General features: G+C 69.3%; 20 protein-coding genes. All 20 read left to right on the top strand.

Annotated elements, in window-relative coordinates; all coding sequences use genetic code 11:
- Position 1: 1 nt before the first annotated feature.
- The 20 genes from Q9R47_RS18940 (at position 2) to Q9R47_RS18845 (ending at position 21184) form a co-directional block, all read left to right on the top strand.
- On the top strand, positions 2 to 895 hold the full coding sequence (locus Q9R47_RS18940; protein WP_311234707.1) for a peptidoglycan DD-metalloendopeptidase family protein: 894 nt from the start codon (positions 2 to 4) through the stop codon (positions 893 to 895).
- Between the two features lie 80 nt (positions 896 to 975).
- Positions 976 to 1950, top strand: a complete 975-nt coding sequence (locus Q9R47_RS18935) for an RluA family pseudouridine synthase (RefSeq protein ID WP_311234724.1) — start codon at positions 976 to 978, stop codon at positions 1948 to 1950.
- A gap of 161 nt (positions 1951 to 2111) precedes the next feature.
- A complete protein-coding gene (gene scpB / locus Q9R47_RS18930) occupies positions 2112 to 2888 on the top strand; it encodes an SMC-Scp complex subunit ScpB (protein WP_311234706.1) in 777 nt (258 codons plus the stop codon).
- Positions 2885 to 4390, top strand: coding sequence for a pseudouridine synthase (locus tag Q9R47_RS18925; RefSeq protein WP_311234705.1), 1506 nt, complete (start codon positions 2885 to 2887; stop codon positions 4388 to 4390). The genes scpB and Q9R47_RS18925 overlap by 4 nt, the downstream gene beginning before the upstream one ends.
- A 95-nt stretch (positions 4391 to 4485) precedes the next feature.
- Complete coding sequence (gene ndk / locus Q9R47_RS18920; protein ID WP_311234704.1) at positions 4486 to 4911, top strand: nucleoside-diphosphate kinase; 426 nt, start codon at positions 4486 to 4488, stop codon at positions 4909 to 4911.
- An 85-nt stretch (positions 4912 to 4996) separates the two neighbouring features.
- The gene (rlmN, locus tag Q9R47_RS18915; RefSeq protein ID WP_311234703.1) at positions 4997 to 6118 is read left to right on the top strand and encodes a 23S rRNA (adenine(2503)-C(2))-methyltransferase RlmN; all 1122 of its coding nucleotides are present in this window, start codon (positions 4997 to 4999) and stop codon (positions 6116 to 6118) included.
- 78 nt (positions 6119 to 6196) lie between these two features.
- A complete protein-coding gene (pilW, locus tag Q9R47_RS18910; protein WP_311234702.1) occupies positions 6197 to 6997 on the top strand; it encodes a type IV pilus biogenesis/stability protein PilW in 801 nt (266 codons plus the stop codon).
- Positions 6990 to 7976: a helix-turn-helix domain-containing protein gene (locus tag Q9R47_RS18905; RefSeq protein ID WP_311234701.1), complete on the top strand. Its 987-nt coding sequence runs from the start codon at positions 6990 to 6992 to the stop codon at positions 7974 to 7976. The genes pilW and Q9R47_RS18905 overlap by 8 nt, the downstream gene beginning before the upstream one ends.
- 48 nt (positions 7977 to 8024) lie before the next feature.
- Positions 8025 to 9269: a flavodoxin-dependent (E)-4-hydroxy-3-methylbut-2-enyl-diphosphate synthase gene (gene ispG, locus Q9R47_RS18900; protein ID WP_311234723.1), complete on the top strand. Its 1245-nt coding sequence runs from the start codon at positions 8025 to 8027 to the stop codon at positions 9267 to 9269.
- Between the two features lie 80 nt (positions 9270 to 9349).
- Positions 9350 to 10690 (top strand): histidine--tRNA ligase, encoded by a 1341-nt coding sequence (gene hisS, locus Q9R47_RS18895; protein ID WP_311234700.1) that lies wholly within the window; start codon positions 9350 to 9352, stop codon positions 10688 to 10690.
- Positions 10691 to 10708: 18 nt separating this feature from the next.
- On the top strand, positions 10709 to 11374 hold the full coding sequence (locus tag Q9R47_RS18890) for a tetratricopeptide repeat protein (RefSeq protein ID WP_311234699.1): 666 nt from the start codon (positions 10709 to 10711) through the stop codon (positions 11372 to 11374).
- 56 nt (positions 11375 to 11430) lie between these two features.
- The gene (gene bamB / locus Q9R47_RS18885) at positions 11431 to 12558 is read left to right on the top strand and encodes an outer membrane protein assembly factor BamB (protein WP_311234722.1); all 1128 of its coding nucleotides are present in this window, start codon (positions 11431 to 11433) and stop codon (positions 12556 to 12558) included.
- Between the two features lie 31 nt (positions 12559 to 12589).
- Positions 12590 to 13933, top strand: a complete 1344-nt coding sequence (der, locus tag Q9R47_RS18880) for a ribosome biogenesis GTPase Der (protein ID WP_311234698.1) — start codon at positions 12590 to 12592, stop codon at positions 13931 to 13933.
- Positions 13934 to 14029: 96 nt separating this feature from the next.
- Positions 14030 to 14281: an RNA chaperone Hfq gene (hfq, locus tag Q9R47_RS18875; RefSeq protein WP_164594859.1), complete on the top strand. Its 252-nt coding sequence runs from the start codon at positions 14030 to 14032 to the stop codon at positions 14279 to 14281.
- Between the two features lie 61 nt (positions 14282 to 14342).
- Positions 14343 to 15518, top strand: coding sequence for a GTPase HflX (gene hflX / locus Q9R47_RS18870; RefSeq protein ID WP_311234697.1), 1176 nt, complete (start codon positions 14343 to 14345; stop codon positions 15516 to 15518).
- Positions 15519 to 15574: 56 nt separating this feature from the next.
- On the top strand, positions 15575 to 16942 hold the full coding sequence (gene hflK / locus Q9R47_RS18865) for an FtsH protease activity modulator HflK (protein ID WP_311234696.1): 1368 nt from the start codon (positions 15575 to 15577) through the stop codon (positions 16940 to 16942).
- An 18-nt stretch (positions 16943 to 16960) separates the two neighbouring features.
- A complete protein-coding gene (gene hflC, locus Q9R47_RS18860) occupies positions 16961 to 17860 on the top strand; it encodes a protease modulator HflC (protein WP_311234695.1) in 900 nt (299 codons plus the stop codon).
- Between the two features lie 178 nt (positions 17861 to 18038).
- Positions 18039 to 19193, top strand: a complete 1155-nt coding sequence (locus Q9R47_RS18855; protein WP_311234694.1) for an ATP phosphoribosyltransferase regulatory subunit — start codon at positions 18039 to 18041, stop codon at positions 19191 to 19193.
- 28 nt (positions 19194 to 19221) lie between these two features.
- A complete protein-coding gene (locus Q9R47_RS18850; protein ID WP_311234693.1) occupies positions 19222 to 20601 on the top strand; it encodes an adenylosuccinate synthase in 1380 nt (459 codons plus the stop codon).
- Between the two features lie 58 nt (positions 20602 to 20659).
- Positions 20660 to 21184, top strand: coding sequence for a phosphoribosyltransferase (locus tag Q9R47_RS18845; protein ID WP_311234692.1), 525 nt, complete (start codon positions 20660 to 20662; stop codon positions 21182 to 21184).
- Positions 21185 to 21368 lie beyond the last annotated feature (184 nt).

The raw sequence follows: 21368 nt of genomic DNA, 5'->3' as shown, positions 1-21368 counted from the left end.
TATGCTGGTATCGCGTGGTCTTGTGGCTTGGAGTTCGGTGGCGTTGGCGGTCGTGGTGCTGTCCGGCTGCGGAACCCCGGTCAACAGGGCTCCGGTGGAAGACCGCGGCACCGCCGCCGGTGGTTCCGCATCGTCCCAGGCCGGCGTGGTCGTCGCGCCGGCCAAGCCCCTGCCCGGGGCCGAGAACGCCGGCAAGCCCGGCTACTACACCGTCAAGCCCGGCGACACCCTCATCCGCATCGGCCTCGAGTCCGGCCAGAGCTGGAAGGACATCGCCCGCTGGAACGGCCTGGACAACCCCAACCTGATCGAGGTCGGCCAGGTGCTGCGCGTCGTGCCGCCCGGCAGCGTGCCCTCCACCCAGGTGGCCTCCGATTCGGGCGTGGTCACGCGCCCGGTGGCGCCCAACACGCTGTCGCCGGCACCGGCGTCGGGCGCGAGCGCGCCGCGCGGCGGCGCATCGGCCTCCGCCACGCCGGCTCCGGCCCCCGCGCCCGCGCCGGCCCCTGCCGCCGCCGGCGGTGACGACGACATGGCCTTCATCTGGCCCGCGTCCGGCTCGCTCGTGGCGGGCTTCGACGAGGCGCGCAACAAGGGCTACGACATCGCCGGCAAGGCGGGCGATCCGGTGCTGGCGGCCGCAGACGGCCGCGTGGTGTATGCCGGCGCGGGCCTGCGCGGCTACGGCAACCTGGTCATCCTCAAGCACAACAACACCTACCTCACGGCGTATGCGCACAACCAGACGCTGCTCGTGAAGGAAGACCAGAGCGTGCGCCGCGGCCAGAAGATCGCCGAGATGGGCAGCTCCGATACCGACCGCGTGAAGCTGCACTTCGAGATCCGCCGGCAGGGCAAGCCCGTGGACCCGTCCCGCTACCTGCCCGCGCGTTGAGCCGAGTTCCTCCTCCGCCCGCCGCAGACGAGGACCGCGCTGCGGCGGCAGCCGCGACCGCGGCAGAGGCCGAGGCGGCGGTGGACGATCCGTCCGACACCGATTCCCCCGACGGCGCCGAGGCCGAGACGCGCACCGTCGAGGCCGCCCCGGCGCAGCACGGTATCCGCCTCGACAAGGCGCTGGCCGAGCTGGTGCCCGAGTTCTCCCGCAGCTACCTCCAGCAATTGCTGGGGGAGGGCGGGGTGCGCGTCAACGGCCGTGCCGCCGCCAAGCCCTCCGCGCGGGTGCAGGCCGGCGACGTGCTCTCGGTCGAACTCCGCCCCACGCCGCAGAGCCAGGCGTTCCGCCCCGAGGCGATGCCGCTGGACGTCGTCTACGAGGACGAGCACCTGCTGGTCATCGACAAGCCCGCCGGGCTCGTCGTGCATCCGGCCCCCGGCAACTGGAGCGGCACGCTGCTCAACGGCCTGCTGGCGCGCGATGCGAAGGCATGCCTGGTGCCGCGGGCGGGCATCGTCCACCGGCTCGACAAGGACACCAGCGGCCTGATGGTCGTGGCGCGCGAGCGCGGCGTGATGGATGCGCTGGTGCGCATGATCGCCGCGCGCGAGGTGAGCCGCCAGTACCTGGCCATCGCCCACCGCCCCTGGCAGGGGGCATCCCCCCGCACGGTGCAGGAGCCGATCGGGCGCGATCCGCGCAACCGCCTGCGCATGGCGGCGGTCGATCTCTCGCTGCATGCGGGCAAGCCGGCGCGCACCGATGTCGCCTTGCTCGACAGCTGCGCGCAGGGCTGCCTCGTCCACTGCACCCTGCACACCGGTCGCACCCACCAGATCCGCGTCCACATGGCCTGGCTGCGCCATCCGCTGGTGGCCGATGCGCTCTACGGCGGCGAGCCGGCGGCAGGCCTCGGGCGCCAGGCCCTGCATGCGTGGCGGCTCGCGTTCACCCATCCCGTCACCGGCGAGGACCTGGTCTTCCATGCGCCGCTGCCGCAGGACATGGCCGGGGCGCTCGCGCTCTGGGGCCTGCGCTACAATCCCGCCTGACTGCGGCCTTCCGGCCCCGGGCCGCCCTGCGTGCCGCCCGCCCCGCATGCCGCGCCTTCTACGGCCGAGCGCCCGCCGCTCCTGCGGCCCTGCCTGCCCGGCACACCCCGACCGCACGGCGCCCCGCGCCTGCGGCATCCCCTCTTCGCCATCGCTGAACCATGAATACGGTGGACGCCAAACGGGTCCTCGAAACCGCGCTGATCTGTGCGCCGCAGCCCACGACCCTGCGGGAGTTGCGCACGCTCTTCAACGATGCGCTGGGCTCGGACACCCTCAAGCTGCTCCTGCTGGAACTGCAGCAGGAGTGGGCGCAGCGCGGCGTCGAGCTGGTGCAGGTCGCGTCCGGCTGGCGCTTCCAGAGCCGCCCCGAGATGCGCGAATACCTCGACCGGCTGCATCCCGAGAAGCCCCCGCGCTACACCCGCGCCACGCTGGAGACGCTGGCGATCATCGCCTACCGCCAGCCCGTCACGCGCGGCGACATCGAGGAGATCCGCGGCGTCACCGTGAACAGCCTGATCATCAAGCAGCTCGAAGACCGCGGCTGGGTCGAAGTGATCGGCCACCGCGAGACCGTGGGCCGGCCGGCCCTCTTCGCCACCACGCGCCAGTTCCTCGACGATCTGGGCCTGAAATCCCTCGACGAGCTGCCGATGCTCGAAAACCCCGCGGTGCAGTCCAGCGTCCTGGAGGCCCTGGAGCGCGGGGCGGCGGAAGCCGGTGCCGGTGCCGGTGCCGGTGCCGAGCCGCAGGATGCCGGCCCCGCGGAAGAGGGCGCGGAAGCCGATGCCGCCGCGCTTCCGGACCCGGCGCCTTCCGCTGCCGGCGACCCGGTGCCTGCACCCGACCCAGAACATGAACCCGGTCCGGAATCCGGCCCGGAACCCGAACCCCGCCGGCCCGAACCGCCCGCCTCCTCCGAAAGCACGCCATGAATCCCTCCCAGCCCGAACACGACGACACCGCTCCCGCTCCGGAGGCAGCAGGCACCGAGGCCGCTGCGCCCGTGAAAAAGCCCGCGCGCCGTCCGCGCAAGCCTGCGGCGCCTGCCGAGGCCGCGCCGGCTGCCGATGCGCCGGGCGCTGTGCAGGAGGCCGCATCGACGCAGCCGAATGACGGCGCCCAGGCGGTGGAGCAGGGCGCCTCCACCCCGCCGGCCCCTGCGCCGGAGAACGGGCGGGCAGCCGGCGAGGAACTGCCGGCAGACGGCGGCCCGCAGGTCGGCCGGAAGGCGGCTCCCGCGCCGCGCGGCCCCCGTTCCGCCCGCGCCCCCAAGGGCGAGGCCGCGGCGGCCGGCGCGGGCGCCGATGAGGGCTATCGCTTCGACGACGTGGTCTCCGGCCAGCTGGACGCGGACGAAGAGCGCGCCGACGTCGCGCCCGCCAAGCGCGTGCTGCCGCCCCAGGTGGAAATGCCCAAGCTGCACAAGGTGCTCGCGCAGGCGGGCCTGGGGTCGCGGCTGGAGATGGAGCAGCTCATCCTCGAAGGCCGCATCTCCGTCAACAACGAGCCGGCCCACATCGGCCAGCGCGTGCAGTTCGGCGACCAGGTCAAGGTCAACGGCCGCCCGATCCGCTACCGCATCGATCCGCCGCCGGCGCGCGTCATCGCCTACCACAAGCCCGTCGGCGAGGTCGTCACGCACGATGATCCGCAGAACCGGCCGACCGTGTTCCGCAAGCTCCCGCGCCTGCAGCACGGCAAATGGCAGTCCGTCGGGCGGCTGGATCTGAACACCGAAGGCCTGCTGCTCTTCACGAGCGCGGGCGAACTCGCCAACAAACTCATGCACCCGCGCTTCGGCCTGGAGCGCGAATACGCCGTGCGCGTGCTGGGCGCGCTGAGCAACGAGGAAAAGCAGCGGCTGCTCGACGGCGTGCAGCTCGACGACGGCATGGCCGCCTTCGGCTCCATCGAGGACGGCGGCGGCGAGGGCTCGAACTGCTGGTACCGCGTCACCATCTCGGAAGGGCGCAACCGCGAAGTGCGGCGCCTCTTCGAGGCCGTCGGGCACGCGGTGAGCCGGCTCATCCGCATCCGCTACGGCTCGATGATGCTGCCGCGCGGCCTGAAGCGCGGCGCCTGGCTGGAACTGGACGAGCGCGACATCCGTGCGCTCATGCAGGCGGCCGGGGCCGAGACCGCTCGGCCGGCCGCTGCCGCCCCGGGCTCCGCGGCCGGCGACCGCCGGGGCGGTGGCGGCGGCCTGCGCGGCAAGGGTCCGGTGCGTGGCGGCCGGGGTGCGGGAGGCCCTCCGCCGCGGGGCGCGAATGACGGCGGCCCGCGTGCCGGCGGGTCCGGCAAGCGCGCGGCGGCGCCGAGCCAGCCCGACCCGATGAAGACCTCGGTCGGCTACATCGGCAGCGACAGCCTCTCGCGCCAACGCCAGGAGCAGAAGCAAAAGCGCAAGGCATTCAACAAGCGGGGCGGCCGCTGAGCGCCTTGCCACAATGTGGACAAATCCCGCCGTTTAGAATCGAGGGCTTTGTCCGCGGGACAAACGATTTTTCACACCGTCATTAGGAAAACACCATGGCTATCGAACGCACCCTCTCCATCATCAAGCCCGACGCAGTGGCCAAGAACGTGATCGGCCAGATCTACGCCCGCTTCGAAGCCGCCGGCCTGAAGATCGCCGCCGCCCGCATGGCCCACCTGTCGCGCCGCGAAGCCGAGCAGTTCTACGCCGTGCACAGCGAGCGTCCCTTCTTCAAGGACCTGGTGGACTTCATGATCTCCGGCCCCGTGATGATCCAGGTGCTCGAAGGCGAGAACGCCATCCTGAAGAACCGCGAACTGATGGGCGCCACCGACCCGAAGAAGGCCGCTCCCGGCACCATCCGCGCCGACTTCGCCGACAGCATCGACGCCAACGCCGTCCACGGCTCCGACGCTCCCGAAACCGCCCAGGTCGAAGTCTCGTTCTTCTTCCCCGGCCTGAACGTCTACTCGCGCTGATGCGCCGGTCCGGGCCGCGCGCCGTCGCCAGCCGGCAGCGCGCCACCCGGCCACCCGCCATCGGACAACGCCTCTCCTCCCGCCGATGACCCAAAATCTTCTCGACTTCGATCTGGACGGGCTCGCCGCATTCTGCGAACGGCTCGGGGAGAAGCGTTTCCGCGCCGTGCAGCTCTTCCGCTGGATCCACCAGCGCGGGGCGAGCGACTTCACCCAGATGAGCGATCTCGCGAAATCGCTGCGCGAGAAGCTCTCCGGCTGCGCGCACGTCGCGGCACTGCCGGTGGTGAGCGAGCACGTCTCCGCCGACGGCACCGTGAAGTGGCTCTTCGACGTGGGCGACGGCAACGCCGTGGAGTCGGTCTTCATTCCCGAAGACGACCGCGGCACCCTCTGCATTTCCTCCCAGGCCGGCTGCGCCGTGGGCTGCCGCTTCTGCTCGACCGGGCACCAGGGCTTCAGCCGCAACCTGACCAGCGGCGAGATCGTCGCCCAGCTCTGGTTCGCCGAGCATGCGCTGCGCGCGCGACTGGGCACCGAGGAGCGCGTCATCTCCAACGTGGTGATGATGGGCATGGGCGAGCCGCTGCAGAACTATTCCGCGCTGGTGCCCGCCCTGCGCACCATGCTCGACGACCATGGCTATGGTCTGTCGCGCCGCCGCCTCACCGTGTCCACCTCCGGCGTCGTGCCCATGATGGACCGGCTGTCCCAGGACTGCCCCGTGGCGCTCGCCGTCTCGCTGCATGCGCCCAACGACGCGCTGCGCGACCCGCTGGTGCCGCTCAACCGCAAGTACCCTTTGCGCGAACTGCTGGAGGCCTGCAACCGCTACCTCGAGCATGCTCCCCGCGACTTCATCACCTTCGAATACTGCATGCTCGACGGCGTCAACGACCAGCCCGAGCATGCGCGCGAACTCATCGACCTCGTGCGGCCGCGCACCGGCGAAGGCGTGCGCTGCAAGTTCAACCTGATTCCCTTCAACCCGTTCCCCGCCTCGGGGTTGCGGCGTTCCAGCGCCCCGCAGGTGGCGGCTTTCGCGAAAATGCTGAGCGATGCGGGTATCGTTACGACCGTGCGCAAGACCCGCGGCGACGACATCGACGCGGCCTGCGGACAACTGGCCGGCGACGTGAAGGACCGCACCCGTGCGGCCGAACGCATGGCCCGCCAGCGCACGATCGTTCTCAAACCGGTGGCCTGAAGGCCGCCCCCGTTTCTGGAGGCCTGGATGGAACAGCACCCCCCTGTGCGGCTTCGCCGCTTCCCTCGCTTTCTCGCCATGGGGGGCGGACTGTGCCTTGCCGCGTTCCTGGGCGGTTGCGCCGCCCGGCCGGACGCCGGCACCGCTTCCAGCGCGGCCGCCGTGGCGCTCGGCCCCGAGGCCAATCCGACGTCCGAGGCGGCCGAACTGCGCCGCCGCGCGCGCATCCGGCTGGAGCTGGCCGCCAACTACCTGGAAATGGGCCAGACCCAGGTGGCCCTGGAAGAGGTGCAGCAGTCCATCGCCACCGATCCTTCGTTCGGCGATGGCTACAACCTGCGGGGCCTGGTCTTCATGCGCCTGGGCGACTGGGCGGCGGCCGACGATAGCTTCCGCCGCGCGCTGGCCCTCAATCCGGCCGAGCCCTACTTGCTGCACAACTACGGCTGGCTGCGCTGCCAGCAGAAGAACTATGCCGAGGCCGAGCAGTTTTTCGACCGCGCCCTGGCCGTGCCGGCCTACACCGCGCGCGCGAAGACGCTCATGGCGCAGGGCCTGTGCCAGGAGCGCGCCGGCCGCGTGGCCGATGCCGAGAAGACGCTCGGCAAGGCCTACGAACTCGACGCCGGCAATCCTGTCGTCGGCTACAACCTGGCTTCGATGGCCTTGCGCCGCGGAGACCTCCAGCGCGCGCAGTTCTACAGCCGGCGGCTGAACAACAGCGAACTGGCCAATGCGGAATCGCTCTGGCTGGGCATCAAGATCGAGCGCGGCCTGGGCAATGCCCTGGAGATGCGCCAGTTGGGCGAACAATTGCACAAGCGTTTCCCGGATTCCAAGGAAGCGCTGGCATTCGATCGGGGGGCATTCAATGAGTGAACCGGTGGCGCAGGACGCGCAGGTCTCCGGAGCGGAAATGGAAAAGGCGATGGCCGACGCCGTGGCGGCGGGCGCCATGCTCCGCGAGGCGCGGGAGCAGGCCGGCATGCATGCCGCCGCACTGGCCGTGGCGCTCAAGGTGCCCGTGCACAAGCTCGAGGCGCTCGAAGCGGGCGAACTGGGCGTGTTCCCGGACGCCGTCTTCGTGCGTGCCCTCGTGTCCAGCATCTGCCGCACCCTCAAGATCGATGCGGCGCCGGTGCTGGCGCTGCTGCCCCGCAACCAGGCGCCGCGCCTGTCGTCCCACGAAGGCATCAACGCATCGTTCAAGCCCGGTTCGGGGCGGATGGCTTCCTCGTCCGGAGCGCCCGGCTCGCGCAAGGTGGCCGTGGCCGTGGCCGCGCTGCTGGTCGCGGCCGTCGCGCTGGTGTTCGTCCCGCGCGAATGGCTGGACCGGCTGCAGGCCCCTTCCGCGGGCATGACCAGCGAGACCGCCTCGGTCCCCGGCGACCACGCCGGCCCGTCCACCGGATCCGCATCCCCGGTGGCCGCCGCCTCCGATGCCGCGGTGGCGGCCGCGTCGGTGCCCTTCGCGCTGCGCCAGGACTCCGCGATCGCCGCGGGGTCGGCGGCAGCAGCCGCTTCCGTGCCTGCCCCCGCGGCCGCACCCGCCGCCGTGGCCTCCGCAGGCGCGACTCCGGCGGCCACGCCCACTGCTGCGGCAGCAGCAGCCGCCGCCGCCCAGAGCGCCCTCGTGATCCGTGCCCGGGGCGACTCGTGGGTCCAGATCCGCGGCGCGAACGGCGCCACGGTGCTCCAGAAACTCGTGCGCACCGGTGAGACGGTGGCCGTTCCCGGCTCGCCGCCCTGGTCGGTGGTGATCGGCAAGGCCGACGCGACCGAAGTGATGGTGCGCGGCCAACCCATGGACCTCGCGGCCGTCGCGCGCGAGAACGTTGCCCGGTTCGAGGTGAAATAAGTGCTCTCCATTCCCAACGCCGGCCCCGCCGAGGGCTCTCCCATCGCCATGGCATCGCCGTTGCCGAGGCGCTCGCGCCAGGCCCGCGTCGTCTGGGGCGACCGCGTGGTGACCGTGGGCGGCGATGCGCCCGTGCGCGTGCAGTCCATGACCAACACCGACACGGTGGATGCCATCGCCACGGCCATCCAGGTGAAGGAGCTGGCGCAGGCCGGCTCCGAGTTCGTCCGCATCACCGTCAACACGCCCGAGGCCGCCGCCGCCGTCCCCTACATCCGCGAGCAGCTCGACCGCATGGGCGAGACGGTGCCGCTGGTGGGCGACTTCCACTACAACGGCCACCGCCTGCTGACCGAATTCCCGGACTGCGCGCAGGCGCTGTCCAAATACCGCATCAACCCCGGCAACGTCGGCAAGGGCGACAAGCGCGACCGCCAGTTCGGCCAGATGATCGAGGCCGCCATGCGCTGGGACAAGGCCGTGCGCATCGGCGTGAACTGGGGCAGCCTCGACCAGGAACTGCTCGCCGGCCTCATGGACGCCAACAGCCGGCGTGCCCAGCCCTGGGACGCCCGCCAGGTCATGTACGAGGCGCTCATCACCTCCGCGATCGAGTCCGCGCAGCGCGCCGAAGCGATGGGCCTCGACGGCAACCAGATCATCCTGTCGTGCAAGGTGAGCGGCGTGCAGGACCTGATCGCCGTCTACCGCGAACTGGCGCGCCGCTGCGACTACGCACTGCACCTCGGCCTGACCGAAGCCGGCATGGGCACCAAGGGCACGGTCGCCTCCGCGGCGGCGCTGTCGGTGCTGCTGCAGGAGGGCATTGGCGACACCATCCGCGTCTCGCTCACGCCGCAACCCGGCGAGGCCCGCACCCAGGAAGTGGTCGTCGCCTCCGAGATCCTGCAGGCCCTGGGGCTGCGCATCTTCGTGCCCAGCGTCACCGCCTGCCCGGGCTGCGGCCGCACCACCAGCACCACCTTCCAGGAGCTGGCCAAGCAGATCGACGATTTCCTGCGCTCGCAGATGCCCGTCTGGCGCACCCGCTACCCCGGCGTCGAGAACATCAAGGTGGCCGTCATGGGCTGCATCGTGAACGGTCCCGGCGAAAGCAAGCATGCCGACATCGGCATCAGCCTGCCCGGCACCGGCGAGGCGCCGTCCGCGCCGGTCTTCATCGACGGCGAGAAGGCGATGACCCTGCGGGGCGAACACATCGCCCAGGAATTCCAGCAGGTCGTCGAGGACTACATTTCCCGCCGCTTCGGCGCCACCGCCGAAGCTCTCTGATCCGATCCGGGCCGGTGCCCCGCCTTCCCGGCGGGCGCCGGCCCTGCCCGCACCGGGGCCGCAGCCCCTTCTTTCGCCGTATGTCCGCCAGCAACTCCCCCAGTCCGTCCCCGGCCGCCAAGCCGGCCAAGCTCGCCGCCGTCAAGGGCATGAACGACATCATGCCGCCCGACTCCTTCCGCTGGGAGTGGCTGGAGGAGAAGGTGCGCCGCCTCATGGGGCAGTTCGCCTACCGCAACATGCGCACGCCCATCCTGGAGCACACGGCGCTGTTCGTGCGCGGCATCGGCGAAGTGACCGACATCGTCGAGAAGGAGATGTACTCCTTCCATGACCGCTCCGACAAGTACGGCGACAACGACCACCTCAGCCTGCGCCCGGAGAACACCGCGGGCGTGGTGCGCGCGGCCATCGAGCACAACATGCTCTACGACGGCCCCAAGCGCCTCTGGTACACCGGCCCGATGTTCCGCCGCGAGAAGCCCCAGCGCGGGCGCTTCCGCCAGTTCCACCAGATCGGCGCCGAAGCCCTCGGCTTCGCCGGCCCCGACGTGGATGCCGAACTCATCCTGCTGGCGGACGCGCTCTGGAAATCCATCGGCCTCACCGACGTGCGGCTGGAGCTCAACAGCCTCGGCCAGCCCGCGGAGCGCGCCCGCCACCGCGAGCAGCTCATCGCGCACTTCGAACGGCACGCCGATCTGCTCGACGAAGACGGCAAGCGCCGCCTGCACACCAATCCGCTGCGCATCCTCGACACCAAGAACCCGGCGATGAAGCCGGTGGTGGAGTCCGCGCCCCAGCTCATGGACTTCCTGGGCGAGGAGTCGCTCGCCCACTTCAACGGGCTGCGCGCCATCCTCGATGCCAACGGCATCGCCTACACCATCAACCCCCGCCTCGTGCGCGGGCTCGATTACTACAACCTCACCGTCTTCGAGTTCATCACCGACCGCCTGGGCTCCCAGGGCACGGTCTGCGCCGGCGGCCGCTACGACAACCTGATCGCCCAGGTGGGCGGCAAGCCCGCGCCCGCCGTCGGCTGGGCGATCGGCGTGGAGCGCGTGCTGGAACTGCTCAAGGAGCAGGGCGCCGCCATCCCCGAAGCCCGCCCGGACGTCTACGCCGTCGTGCCCGACGCAGCCGCCGCGCCCGTCGTGCTGCGCACCCTGCGGCAGCTGCGCGAGGCGGGCGTCTCGGTGCAGATGCATGCGGCCAGCGCCGAAGGGCAGGGCAGCTTCAAGTCCCAGTTCAAGCGGGCGGATGCGAGCGGCGCGGCCTATGCGCTCGTCTTCGGTGCCGACGAACTCGCGCGGGGTGCGGTCACGCTCAAGCCGCTGCGGGAGCAGGGCGCCGAACAGGTCGAGCGCCGGCTCGACGACGTCCCCGCCTGGGCGCCCACCCTACAATCCCCCCGCTAACCCTGTCGCGAACCATTCATGGCACAACACCTCGACCTCGAAGAACAAGAACAGATAGACCAGCTCAAGCATTTCTGGAATGCCTGGGGCACCCTCATCAGCGGCGTGCTGGTCGTGATCTTCGGCGGCGTCGCCGCCTGGAACGGCTACCAGTACTGGCAGAACCGCCAGGCCGGCCAGGCGGCCGCGCTGTCCGATGCCGTGCAGGTGGCGGTGCAGGGCGGTGACGCCACGCGCGCCACGCAGGCGTTCGACGACCTCAAGTCCCGCTACGGCGGTACCGTGCAGGCCGCGCAGGCAGGCTTGCTGGCCGCCAAGGCGCTGGTCGACTCCGGCAAGGCGGAAGAGGCGAAGCCCGTTCTCCAGTGGCTGGCCGAGAACGCCTCCGACGACGGCTACAAGGCCATCGCCTCGCTGCGCCTCGCGGCCCTGCTCATCGACCAGAAGGCCTACGACCAGGCCCTGGCACGCCTGTCGGGCAAGTTCCCTCCGCAGTTCGACGCGCTCGTCGCCGACCGCAAGGGCGACGTGCTGCTGCTGCAGGACAAGAAGGCCGAGGCGATCACCGAGTACCAGAAGGCCTACAAGGGCCTCGAAGAAGGCACCGAATTCCGGCGCGTGGTCGAGGTGAAGCTGGGCAGCCTGGGCGTCCAGGCGCGTACCGACGGAGAAGCTGCAAAGTGACCATCGACACCATCTCTCGCGGCGCGCGCCGCGCCTTCCCGCTCCGCCGTGCCGGGCTGGCCCTCGTGGTGGCCGCCGCGACCCTGTCCTCGGGCTGCTCGCTCTGGAACGGTTCCCTGTGGGGCGGCTCCTCCAAGCCCAAGCCCGCCGAACTGGGGCCGGTCGTGCCCGTCATCGGCGTGCGCCAGGCCTGGACCTCGAAGATCGGCAACATCGGCCGGCTGCCGCTGGACGTCCACGTCAACGGCACCACGGTGACGGTGGCTTCCGCGGACGGCACCGTCGCCGCGATCGACGCGCGCACCGGCGGCGACCTCTGGCGGGCCACCATCGGCGAATCCCTGTCCGCGGGCGTGGGCAGCGACGGCAAGTGGACCGCGGTCGTCACCCAGTCCAACCAGCTCGTCGTGCTGGCGCAGGGCCGCGAAGCCTGGCGCCAGCCGCTGACCGCGCAGACCTACACCGCGCCGCTCGTGGCCGGCAACCGTGTCTTCGTCCTCGGCGGCGACCGCTCGCTCACGGCCTTCGATGCGGCCGGCGGCACGAAGCTCTGGAACCAGCAGCGCCCCGGCGAACCCCTGGTGCTGCGGCAGGACGGCCTGCTCACCGCCGTGGGCGACACGCTGATCGCCGGCATGTCCGGCCGCATGGTCGGCTTCAATCCCGACAACGGCACCGTGCGCTGGGAAGCCCCGCTCGCCAGCCCGCGCGGCACCAACGACGTGGAGCGGCTCGTGGAGCTGCTGGGCCGCGTCAGCCGCGAAGGCGACAACGTCTGCGCGCGCGCCTACCTGGCCACCGTGGGCTGCGTGGACACCTCCCGCGGCACCGTCGCCTGGACGCGTCCCGCCAGCGGCACCGAGGGCATCCACGGCGACGGCGCCATGCTCTTCGGCACCGAAAGCAACGGCACCGTCATCGCCTGGAAACGCAGCGACGGCGCCCAGGCCTGGTCGCTCGACAAACTCCGCTACCGCCGCCTGACCGCGCCGCTGCTGCTGGGGCGCTCGGTGGTCGTCGGCGACGACTCCGGCCTCGTGCACCTGCTCTCGCGCGACGACGGCGCGTTCCTCAACCGCCTCACCACCGACGGCTCGGGCGTCGCTGCCGCACCGGTCGCCGCCGGCGAGACGCTGGTGGTGGTGACGCGCAACGGCGGCATCTACGGATTCCGGCCCGAATGACCGGCGCCATGCCAGACAGGAAAATGCTCGGATGAAGCCAGTCATCGCTCTGGTGGGCCGCCCCAACGTGGGCAAGTCCACCCTGTTCAACCGGCTCACGAAATCGCGCGACGCGATCGTCGCGGATTTCGCGGGCCTCACGCGCGATCGGCACTACGGCAACGGCCGGCTGGGCAGGCACGAATACATCGTCATCGACACCGGGGGCTTCGAGCCCGATGCCTCCTCGGGCATCTACCGCGAGATGGCCAAGCAGACGCAGCAGGCCGTGGCCGAAGCGGACGTGGTCATCTTCGTCGTGGACGCACGCGCCGGCATCTCGGCGCAGGACCACGACATCGCCAATTACCTGCGGCGCCTGGGCAAGCCCTGTCTGCTCGTCGGCAACAAGGCCGAGGGCATGCTGGGGGGCGCCCAGCTGGCCGAGTTCTACGAACTGGGCCTGGGCGAGGTCCTCCCCGTCTCCGCGGCCCATGGCCAGGGCGTGCGCAGCCTGCTGGAAACGGCGCTGGAAACGCTGCACCTCCCCGAACCCGACGACGAAGAGGACGACGGCGAGGACAAGCCCATCCGCCTGGCGGTCGCCGGCCGCCCCAACGTCGGCAAGTCCACGCTCATCAACACCTGGCTCGGCGAGGAGCGCCTCGTCGCCTTCGACATGCCGGGCACGACGCGGGACGCGATCTCCGTGCCCTTCGAGCGCAACGGCCAGAAGTTCGAGCTCATCGACACCGCGGGCCTGCGGCGCAAGGGCAAGGTATTCGAGGCGATCGAGAAGTTCTCGGTGGTCAAGACCCTGCAGGCCATCGAGTCCGCCAACGTCGTGCTGCTGCTGCTGGACGCCACCCAGGGCGTCACCGACCAGGATGCCCACATCGCCGGCTACATCCTCGAGAGCGGCCGCGCCGTCGTGCTCGCCGTGAACAAGTGGGACGCCGTGGACGACTACGGCCGCCAGATGCTCGAGCGTTCCATCGAGACGCGGCTGTCGTTCCTGAAATTCGCCACCCTGCATTTCATCTCCGCGAAGAAGCGCCAGGGCCTGGGCCCGCTGTGGACCTCGATCGCGCAGGCGCACAAGTCCGCCACGTGCAAGATGCCCACCCCGGTGCTGACCCGGCTGCTGCTCGAGGCCGTGCAGTTCCAGACGCCCAAGCGTTCGGGCATGTACCGCCCCAAGATGCGGTACGCCCACCAGGGCGGCATGAACCCTCCCGTCATCGTGATCCACGGCAACTCGCTGGAGCACGTCACCGATGCGTACAAGCGTTTCCTCGAAGGGCGGTTCCGCAAGGAATTCAACCTCGTGGGCACGCCGCTGCGCATCGAAATGAAGACATCGCACAACCCGTACGCCGACGACGGCGATTCGTAGGCGCACATCCCGTCATTGCCCCGTCTTTGTCTGGGGCGACGAAAGGCTGTGGTAAGGTGCAGCTTTACAACAATATTCCTGAACACGGAGAATATCGTGAGCAACAAAGGTCAACTTCTTCAAGACCCCTTCCTGAACGCACTGCGCCGCGAGCACGTGCCTGTCTCCATCTACCTGGTCAACGGTATCAAGCTGCAGGGGCAGATCGAATCCTTCGACCAATACGTGGTCCTGCTGCGCAACACCGTCACCCAGATGGTCTACAAGCACGCGATCTCCACCATCGTTCCCGGGCGCGCCGTCAATTTCTCGACGGCCGAGCCTGCGGAAACCGATGCCGGCCATTGAAACTCCTGCGCCCGTGTAGGTACATCCTGTGCGGGGCACACGCCCCGTCCAGGCTGCTGTCTTGAGTTCCTCCTCCTCCCCTGAACCGCAATCCGCTCCCGTCCTCCTGGTGGGGGTGGATTTCGGTCTTCCCCATTTCGACGCCGAGCTGGAAGAGCTCGGCCTGCTGGCGCAGACCGCCGGGCTGCAGCCCGTGGCGCGCCTGACCTGCAAGCGCAAGGCGCCCGACGCCGCGCTCTTCGTGGGCAGCGGCAAGGCGGACGAGATCCGTACCCTCGCCCAGATGCACGGTGCCGTCGAGGTGCTGTTCGACCAGGCCCTGAGCCCGGCGCAGCAGCGCAACCTCGAGCGGCATCTCGAACTGCCGGTCACCGACCGGACCCTGCTCATCCTGGAAATCTTCGCCCAGCGCGCCCGCAGCCACGAGGGCAAGCTGCAGGTGGAACTGGCCCGGCTGCAGTACCTGAGCACCCGCCTGGTCCGCCGCTGGTCCCACCTGGAGCGCCAGCGCGGCGGGATCGGCGCGCGCGGCGGCCCCGGCGAAACCCAGATCGAGCTTGACCGCCGCATGATCGACGATGCGATCAAGCGCACCCGCGAGCGGCTGCAGAAGGTCAAGCGCCAGCGTGCGACCCAGCGGCGCCAGCGCGCGCGCCGGGAGACCTTCAACATCTCCCTGGTGGGCTACACCAATGCCGGCAAGTCCACGCTCTTCAATGCCCTCGTGAAGGCGCGGGCGTATGCCGCCGACCAGCTGTTCGCGACGCTCGACACGACGACGCGCCAGCTCTACCTGTCCGAACTCGAGGGCACGGTCTCCCTCTCGGACACGGTGGGCTTCATCCGCGACCTGCCGCACGGGCTGATCGACGCCTTCCAGGCTACGCTGCAGGAGGCCGTCGATGCGGACCTGCTGCTGCACGTCGTGGATGCGTCCAATCCCGACTTTCCCGAGCAGATCGCCGAAGTGCAGAAGGTGCTCGCGGAGATCGGAGCCGGCGACATCCCGCAGCTCCTGGTGTTCAACAAGCTCGATGCCGTGCCGGAAGGCCAGCAGCCGCTCACGATGCAGGACACCTATGAATGGGATGGCCGCCAGCTGCCGAAGCTGTTCGTGAGTGCGCGCACGGGGCAGGGCTTGCCCGAACTGCGGGGCCAGCTGGCGGCCGCGGCGCGGTCCGGCCGGGATCAGCCGGCCATGACCCCAGGCCCCGATGCTGAATTTCCGGCGCAGTGAGGCCAGTTGGGCACAATGCCGCGAGACCATCTTCTCGAAAACCAGAGACCTATCGCATGAATCATCCTCTCAGAGCCTGGCGCTGGGCGACGCTGCCTGAACGCATCCGGGGCATGTTCAACTTGAATGATCCGCGCTGGGGGCGCAGCGATGAGAAGGGTGAAGGCGGAAACCGTCCCGATTCCGAGCGGCCGTTGCCGCCGTCCGGCAACCGCGGCCGCGATCCGCAGGGCCAGCCGCCCGACCTCGACGAACTCTGGCGCGACCTCAACCGCAAGCTCGGCGGCCTGTTCGGCGGCCGCAACGGCGGCGGGCGCGGCCCGGGCAACGGCAACGGCTCCGGCGGCGGCTTCCAGCCCGACATGAAGAACACCGGGGTGGGCGTCGGCCTCATCGCCGGCGTGGCGGTCCTGATCTGGCTCGGCTCCGGCTTCTTTATCGTGCAGGAAGGCCAGCAGGCCGTCATCACCCAGTTCGGCAAGTACAAGAGCACGGTGAACGCCGGCTTCAACTGGCGCCTGCCGTATCCCATCCAGCGGCATGAACTGGTGTTCGTCACGCAGATCCGCTCGGTGGACGTCGGCCGCGACAGCATCATCAAGAGCACCGGCCTGCGCGAATCGGCCATGCTCACGCAGGACGAGAACATCGTCGAGATCAAGTTCGCCGTGCAGTACCGGCTGAACGATGCGCGCGCCTGGCTGTTCGAGAGCCGCAACCCGGCCGAGGCCGTCATCCAGGTGGCGGAAACCTCGGTGCGCGAGATCGTGGGCAGCATGCGCATGGACACGGCGCTCGCCGAGGAGCGCGACCAGATCGCCCCGCGCGTGCGCAAGCTCATGCAGTCCATCCTCGACCGCTACAAGATCGGCGTGGAAGTGGTGGGCATCAACCTGCAGCAGGGCGGCGTGCGCCCGCCCGAGCAGGTGCAGGCGTCGTTCGACGACGTGCTCAAGGCCGGCCAGGAGCGCGAGCGCGCCAAGAACGAGGCCCAGGCCTATGCCAACGACGTGATTCCGCGCGCCGTCGGTACCGCTTCCCGCCTCACCGAGGAGGCCGCCGCGTACAAGGCGCGCATCGTCGCCCAGTCCCAGGGCGATGCGCAGCGCTTCAGCTCCGTCCTGGCCGAATACCAGAAGGCGCCGCAGGTCACCCGCGACCGCCTCTACATCGAGTCCATGCAGCAGATCTACTCGAACGTCACCAAGGTGCTGGTCGATTCCCGCCAGGGCTCGAACCTGCTCTACCTGCCGCTCGACAAGATCATGCAGAACGTGTCCCAGAGCGGTGCCGCCGCCGCGACCACGCCGGAGGCACCCCCCGCATCGGCCTCGTCGTCGATACCTTCCAGCACCACCCAGGCATTCCCCATCGACCCACGGGCGCGCGACACCAGCCGCACCCGGGATCGTGAAGTCCGCTAATCCGAGGGAGCAACAGTCGTGAACAGAGTCGGATTCATCGTTTCCTCCCTGCTGGTGGTGCTCGCCCTGCTCAGCTCCATGCTTTTCGTCGTCGACCAGCGCCAGTTCGGCGTGGTCTACCAGCTGGGGCAGATCAAGGACGTCATCACCGAGCCGGGCCTGAACTTCAAGCTGCCGCCGCCGTTCCAGAACGTGCGCTACATCGACAAGCGCCTGCTCACGCTCGACAGCACCGACACCGAGTCGATGCTCACGGCCGAGAAGCAGCGCGTCGTGATCGACTGGTACGTCCGCTGGCGCATCTCCGAGCCGTCGGAATACATCCGCAACGTGGGCCTGGACGAGAACGCCGGTGCCCTGCAGCTCAACCGCGTGGTGCGCAACGCCTTCCAGGAGGAAGTCAACCGCCGCACGGTCCGGGAACTGCTGTCCGACAAGCGCGATGCGCTCATGTCGGACGTGAAGAAGGAAGTGCTGGAAGTCGTCAAGGGCGCCAAGCCCTGGGGCGTGGACGTCGTGGACGTACGCATCACCCGCGTGGACTACGTCGAGGCCATCACCGAGTCGGTCTACCGCCGCATGGAGGCCGAGCGCAAGCGCGTGGCCAACGAGCTGCGCTCCACTGGTGCCGCCGAGGGCGAGAAGATTCGCGCCGATGCCGATCGGCAGCGCGAGATCACCATCGCCAACGCCTACCGCGACGCCCAGAAGATCAAGGGCGAGGGCGATGCCGACGCCGCGCGCGTCTACGCCGAAGCCTTCGGCCGCGATCCCCAGTTCGCCCAGTTCTACCGCAGCCTGGAAGCCTACAAGTCCAGCTTCAGCAAGAAGAGCGACGTGATGGTGGTGGACCCGTCGTCCTCGGAATTCTTCAAGAATTTCCGCGGCGCCGCTCCCGCTCCGGCTCCCCGCAACTGAGCCCCGTGCGGCGGCAGGTGTGCCGGGCCCTCGCGGGCCGGCATCCTGTCCGGGCCGCCCACCGCAGGCGTCTCCCCATCCGCCGGATGCCGGTGCTGCGGACCCGCGCGTCCGCGGCGTGACCCTCCTGCCAGCCAGTGCCCGGTAGAATCGCGTTTTTAACAGACCTCCCTTTCTCATGTCCGCTTGGGTCCTGCCGGATCACATTGCCGATGTCCTGCCTTCGGAGGCCCGGCACATCGAAGAACTGCGTCGAGGGCTCATCGACACCGCACGGGGTTACGGCTACGAGCTCGTCATGCCGCCTCTGCTGGAGCACCTGGAATCCCTGCTGTCCGGCACGGGAGAAGCGCTCGATCTCCAGACGTTCAAACTGGTCGACCAGCTGTCCGGCCGGTCCATCGGCCTGCGGGCCGACATGACGCAGCAGGTCGCCCGCATCGACGCCCACCTCCTGAACCGCACGGGCGTCACCCGGCTCTGCTACTGCGGTCCCGTGCTGCACACGCGCCCCGACCGGCCCCGCGCCACCCGCGAGCCGCTGCAGTTCGGCGCGGAAATCTACGGCCATGCCGGCATGGAAGCCGATCTGGAATCTGTGCTGCTCGCGCTCGACTGCCTCAACCTCGCCGGGGTCCAGGGCATCAGCGTCGACCTGTCGGACGCCCGCATCGTGCGTGCCTTGCTGGAACCGGCGGCGCCGGACCCGCACACCGTGCGGAAGATCCACGCCGCGCTGGCCGCCAAGGATGCGTCGGAACTCGCCAGCGCATCGGCCCAGCTGCCCGCCGCCACGCGCGACGCGCTCATGGCGGTGTCGCGCCTCTACGGCGACGAACGCGTGCTGGACGAAGCGCGGCACGCGCTGCGCGGCTTCCCCGGTGTCGACGCGGCGCTCGCCCATCTGAAATCCATCGCCTCGCACCTGCCGGGCCACGCCGTCTCGTTCGATCTCGCCGACCTCCGCGGTTATTCGTACTACAGCGGCGCGCGCTTCACCATCTATGCCCGCGGCGCCTCCGATGCCGTGGTGCGCGGCGGCCGCTACGACGAGGTCGGCGCCGCCTTCGGCAGGACCCGGCCCGCCGCGGGGTTCAGCCTCGACGTCAAACAACTGGTCGGCCTCGTGCCCCCCCGGACGCTCAAGGCCGCCATCAAGGCACCCTGGGCCGACACGCCGGAGGCCCACCAATGCATCGCGCGGCTCCGCCAGGCAGGTGAAACCGTGGTGTGCGTGCTCCCCGGGCACGAAAGCGAAGTCCAGGAATTCCAGTGCGACCGCGAACTGGTGTTCGAGCAGGGCCAGTGGGCCGTGCGGACCCTCCCCCATTGATTGAACATTGAATCGAAGCAGGTCAGACATGGAAGCAGCTATCAAAGGACGGAACGTAGTGGTGGTGGGCACCCAGTGGGGCGACGAGGGCAAGGGCAAGCTCGTCGATTGGCTCACCGAAAGCGCGCAGGGCGTCGTCCGGTTCCAGGGCGGGCACAACGCCGGCCACACCCTCGTCATCAACGGCGTGAAGACCGCGCTCCACCTGATTCCCAGCGGGATCATGCGTCCCGGCGTGAAGTGCTACATCGGCAACGGCGTGGTGCTGTCGGCCGCCAAGCTCCTCGAAGAGATCGAAGGCCTGGAGAAGGCGGGCGTGGAAGTGCGTTCGCGCCTGCGCATCAGCGAGGCCTGCCCGCTGATCCTCCCGTTCCACGCGGCACTCGACGTGGCCCGCGAAGCGGCCCGCGAGCACGGCGGCAGCGAGAAGATCGGCACCACCGGCCGCGGCATCGGCCCCGCCTATGAAGACAAGGTGGCGCGCCGCGCCCTGCGCGTCCAGGACCTGAAGCACCCCGAGCGCTTCGCCGCCAAGCTCAAGGACCTGCTGGCCCTGCACAACCACGTCCTCAAGACGTTCCTGAATTCCGGCTCCTTCCAGTTCGGCAGCGCACTGCAGCCCTATCTGAAGGACGGCGAAGTGCAGTTCGACGCGGTCTATGAAGAGGCCATGCGCCATGCCGAACTGCTCAAGCCGATGATCGCGGACGTGTCCCGCGAGCTCAACGACGCGCACACCGCCGGTGCCAACCTGCTGTTCGAAGGCGCGCAGGGCACGCTCCTCGACGTGGACCACGGCACCTATCCGTATGTGACCTCCAGCAACTGCGTGGCGGGCAATGCGGCGGCCGGTGCCGGCGTGGGCCCGAACCTGCTGCATTACGTGCTCGGCATCACCAAGGCCTACTGCACCCGTGTCGGCGGCGGCCCGTTCCCCACCGAACTCGACTGGGAAAAGCCCGGCACTCCCGGCTACCACATGAGCACCGTCGGCGCCGAGAAGGGCGTGACCACGGGCCGCAGCCGCCGTTGCGGCTGGTTCGACGCCGCGCTGCTCAAGCGCAGCGCCCAGGTCAACGGCCTCACGGGCCTGTGCATCACCAAGCTCGACGTGCTGGACGGCCTGGAGGAGCTCAAGCTCTGCGTCGGCTACGACCTGGACGGCGAACGCATCGACATCCTGCCCATGGGCGCCGAAGAGATCGCACGCTGCGTGCCCGTCTATGAAACTCTTGCGGGCTGGAGCGACTCCACCGTCGGTGTCACGCGCTACGACGCGCTGCCCGCCAACGCACGCCGCTACCTCGAGCGCATCGCCGAAGTGACGGGCGTGCCGATCGCCGTCATCTCCACCAGCCCCGACCGCGATCACACCATCATGATGCAGCACCCCTACGCTGCCCAGTGACCGACCGCGCCCCGAACAGCAACCCATTTCAGGCACAGAGCCCCCGGAGCCCCCATCCATGTTGACAGAAGACGGCAAGCACCTCTACGTAAGCTACGACGAATACCACGGCCTCATCGAAAAGCTGGCGTTGAAGGTGCACCAGTCGGGCTGGCAGTTCGACACCATCCTGTGCCTGGCCCGTGGCGGCCTGCGCCCGGGCGACATCCTGAGCCGGATCTTCGACAAGCCCCTGGCGATCATGTCCACCAGCTCCTACCGTGCCGAGGCCGGCACGGTGCAGGGCCACCTGGACATCGCACGCTTCATCACCACGCCCAAGGGCGAGATCGCCGGCCGCGTGCTGCTGGTGGACGACCTGGCGGATTCCGGCCACACCCTGAACGCCGTGATCTCCATGCTCAAGACCAACTACGCTCCCATCACCGAGCTGCGCAGCGCGGTGATCTGGACCAAGGCCATGTCGACCTTCACGCCCGACTATTCCGTGGAGTTCCTGCCCACCAATCCGTGGATCCATCAGCCGTTCGAGGGGTACGACCACCTCACGCCGGAAAAATTGATGGAAAAATGGACCCTGTGACGAAAACTGTGTGTATACTCGTGGGCTTCGCTACTGAAGATTAGCAACAGCCGGAAGGTGGTTGCGGAGATTGCAGGTAGCGAGGGTGGTTGAGAAAAGTTTTGAAAAACTTGCGCTGGTGCTAAAAACTGGTGTAGAATTCAAGGCTTCGCTGATCGGAGGTGCTGCAAGAGATTGTGGTGAT

The organism is Acidovorax sp. PRC11 (genome assembly GCF_031844105.1).
In the GTDB taxonomy this organism is placed as follows: domain Bacteria; phylum Pseudomonadota; class Gammaproteobacteria; order Burkholderiales; family Burkholderiaceae_C; genus Paracidovorax.
The sequence above is the reverse complement of the archived record's forward strand: the minus strand, read 5'-3'. Positions and strand labels throughout refer to the sequence as shown.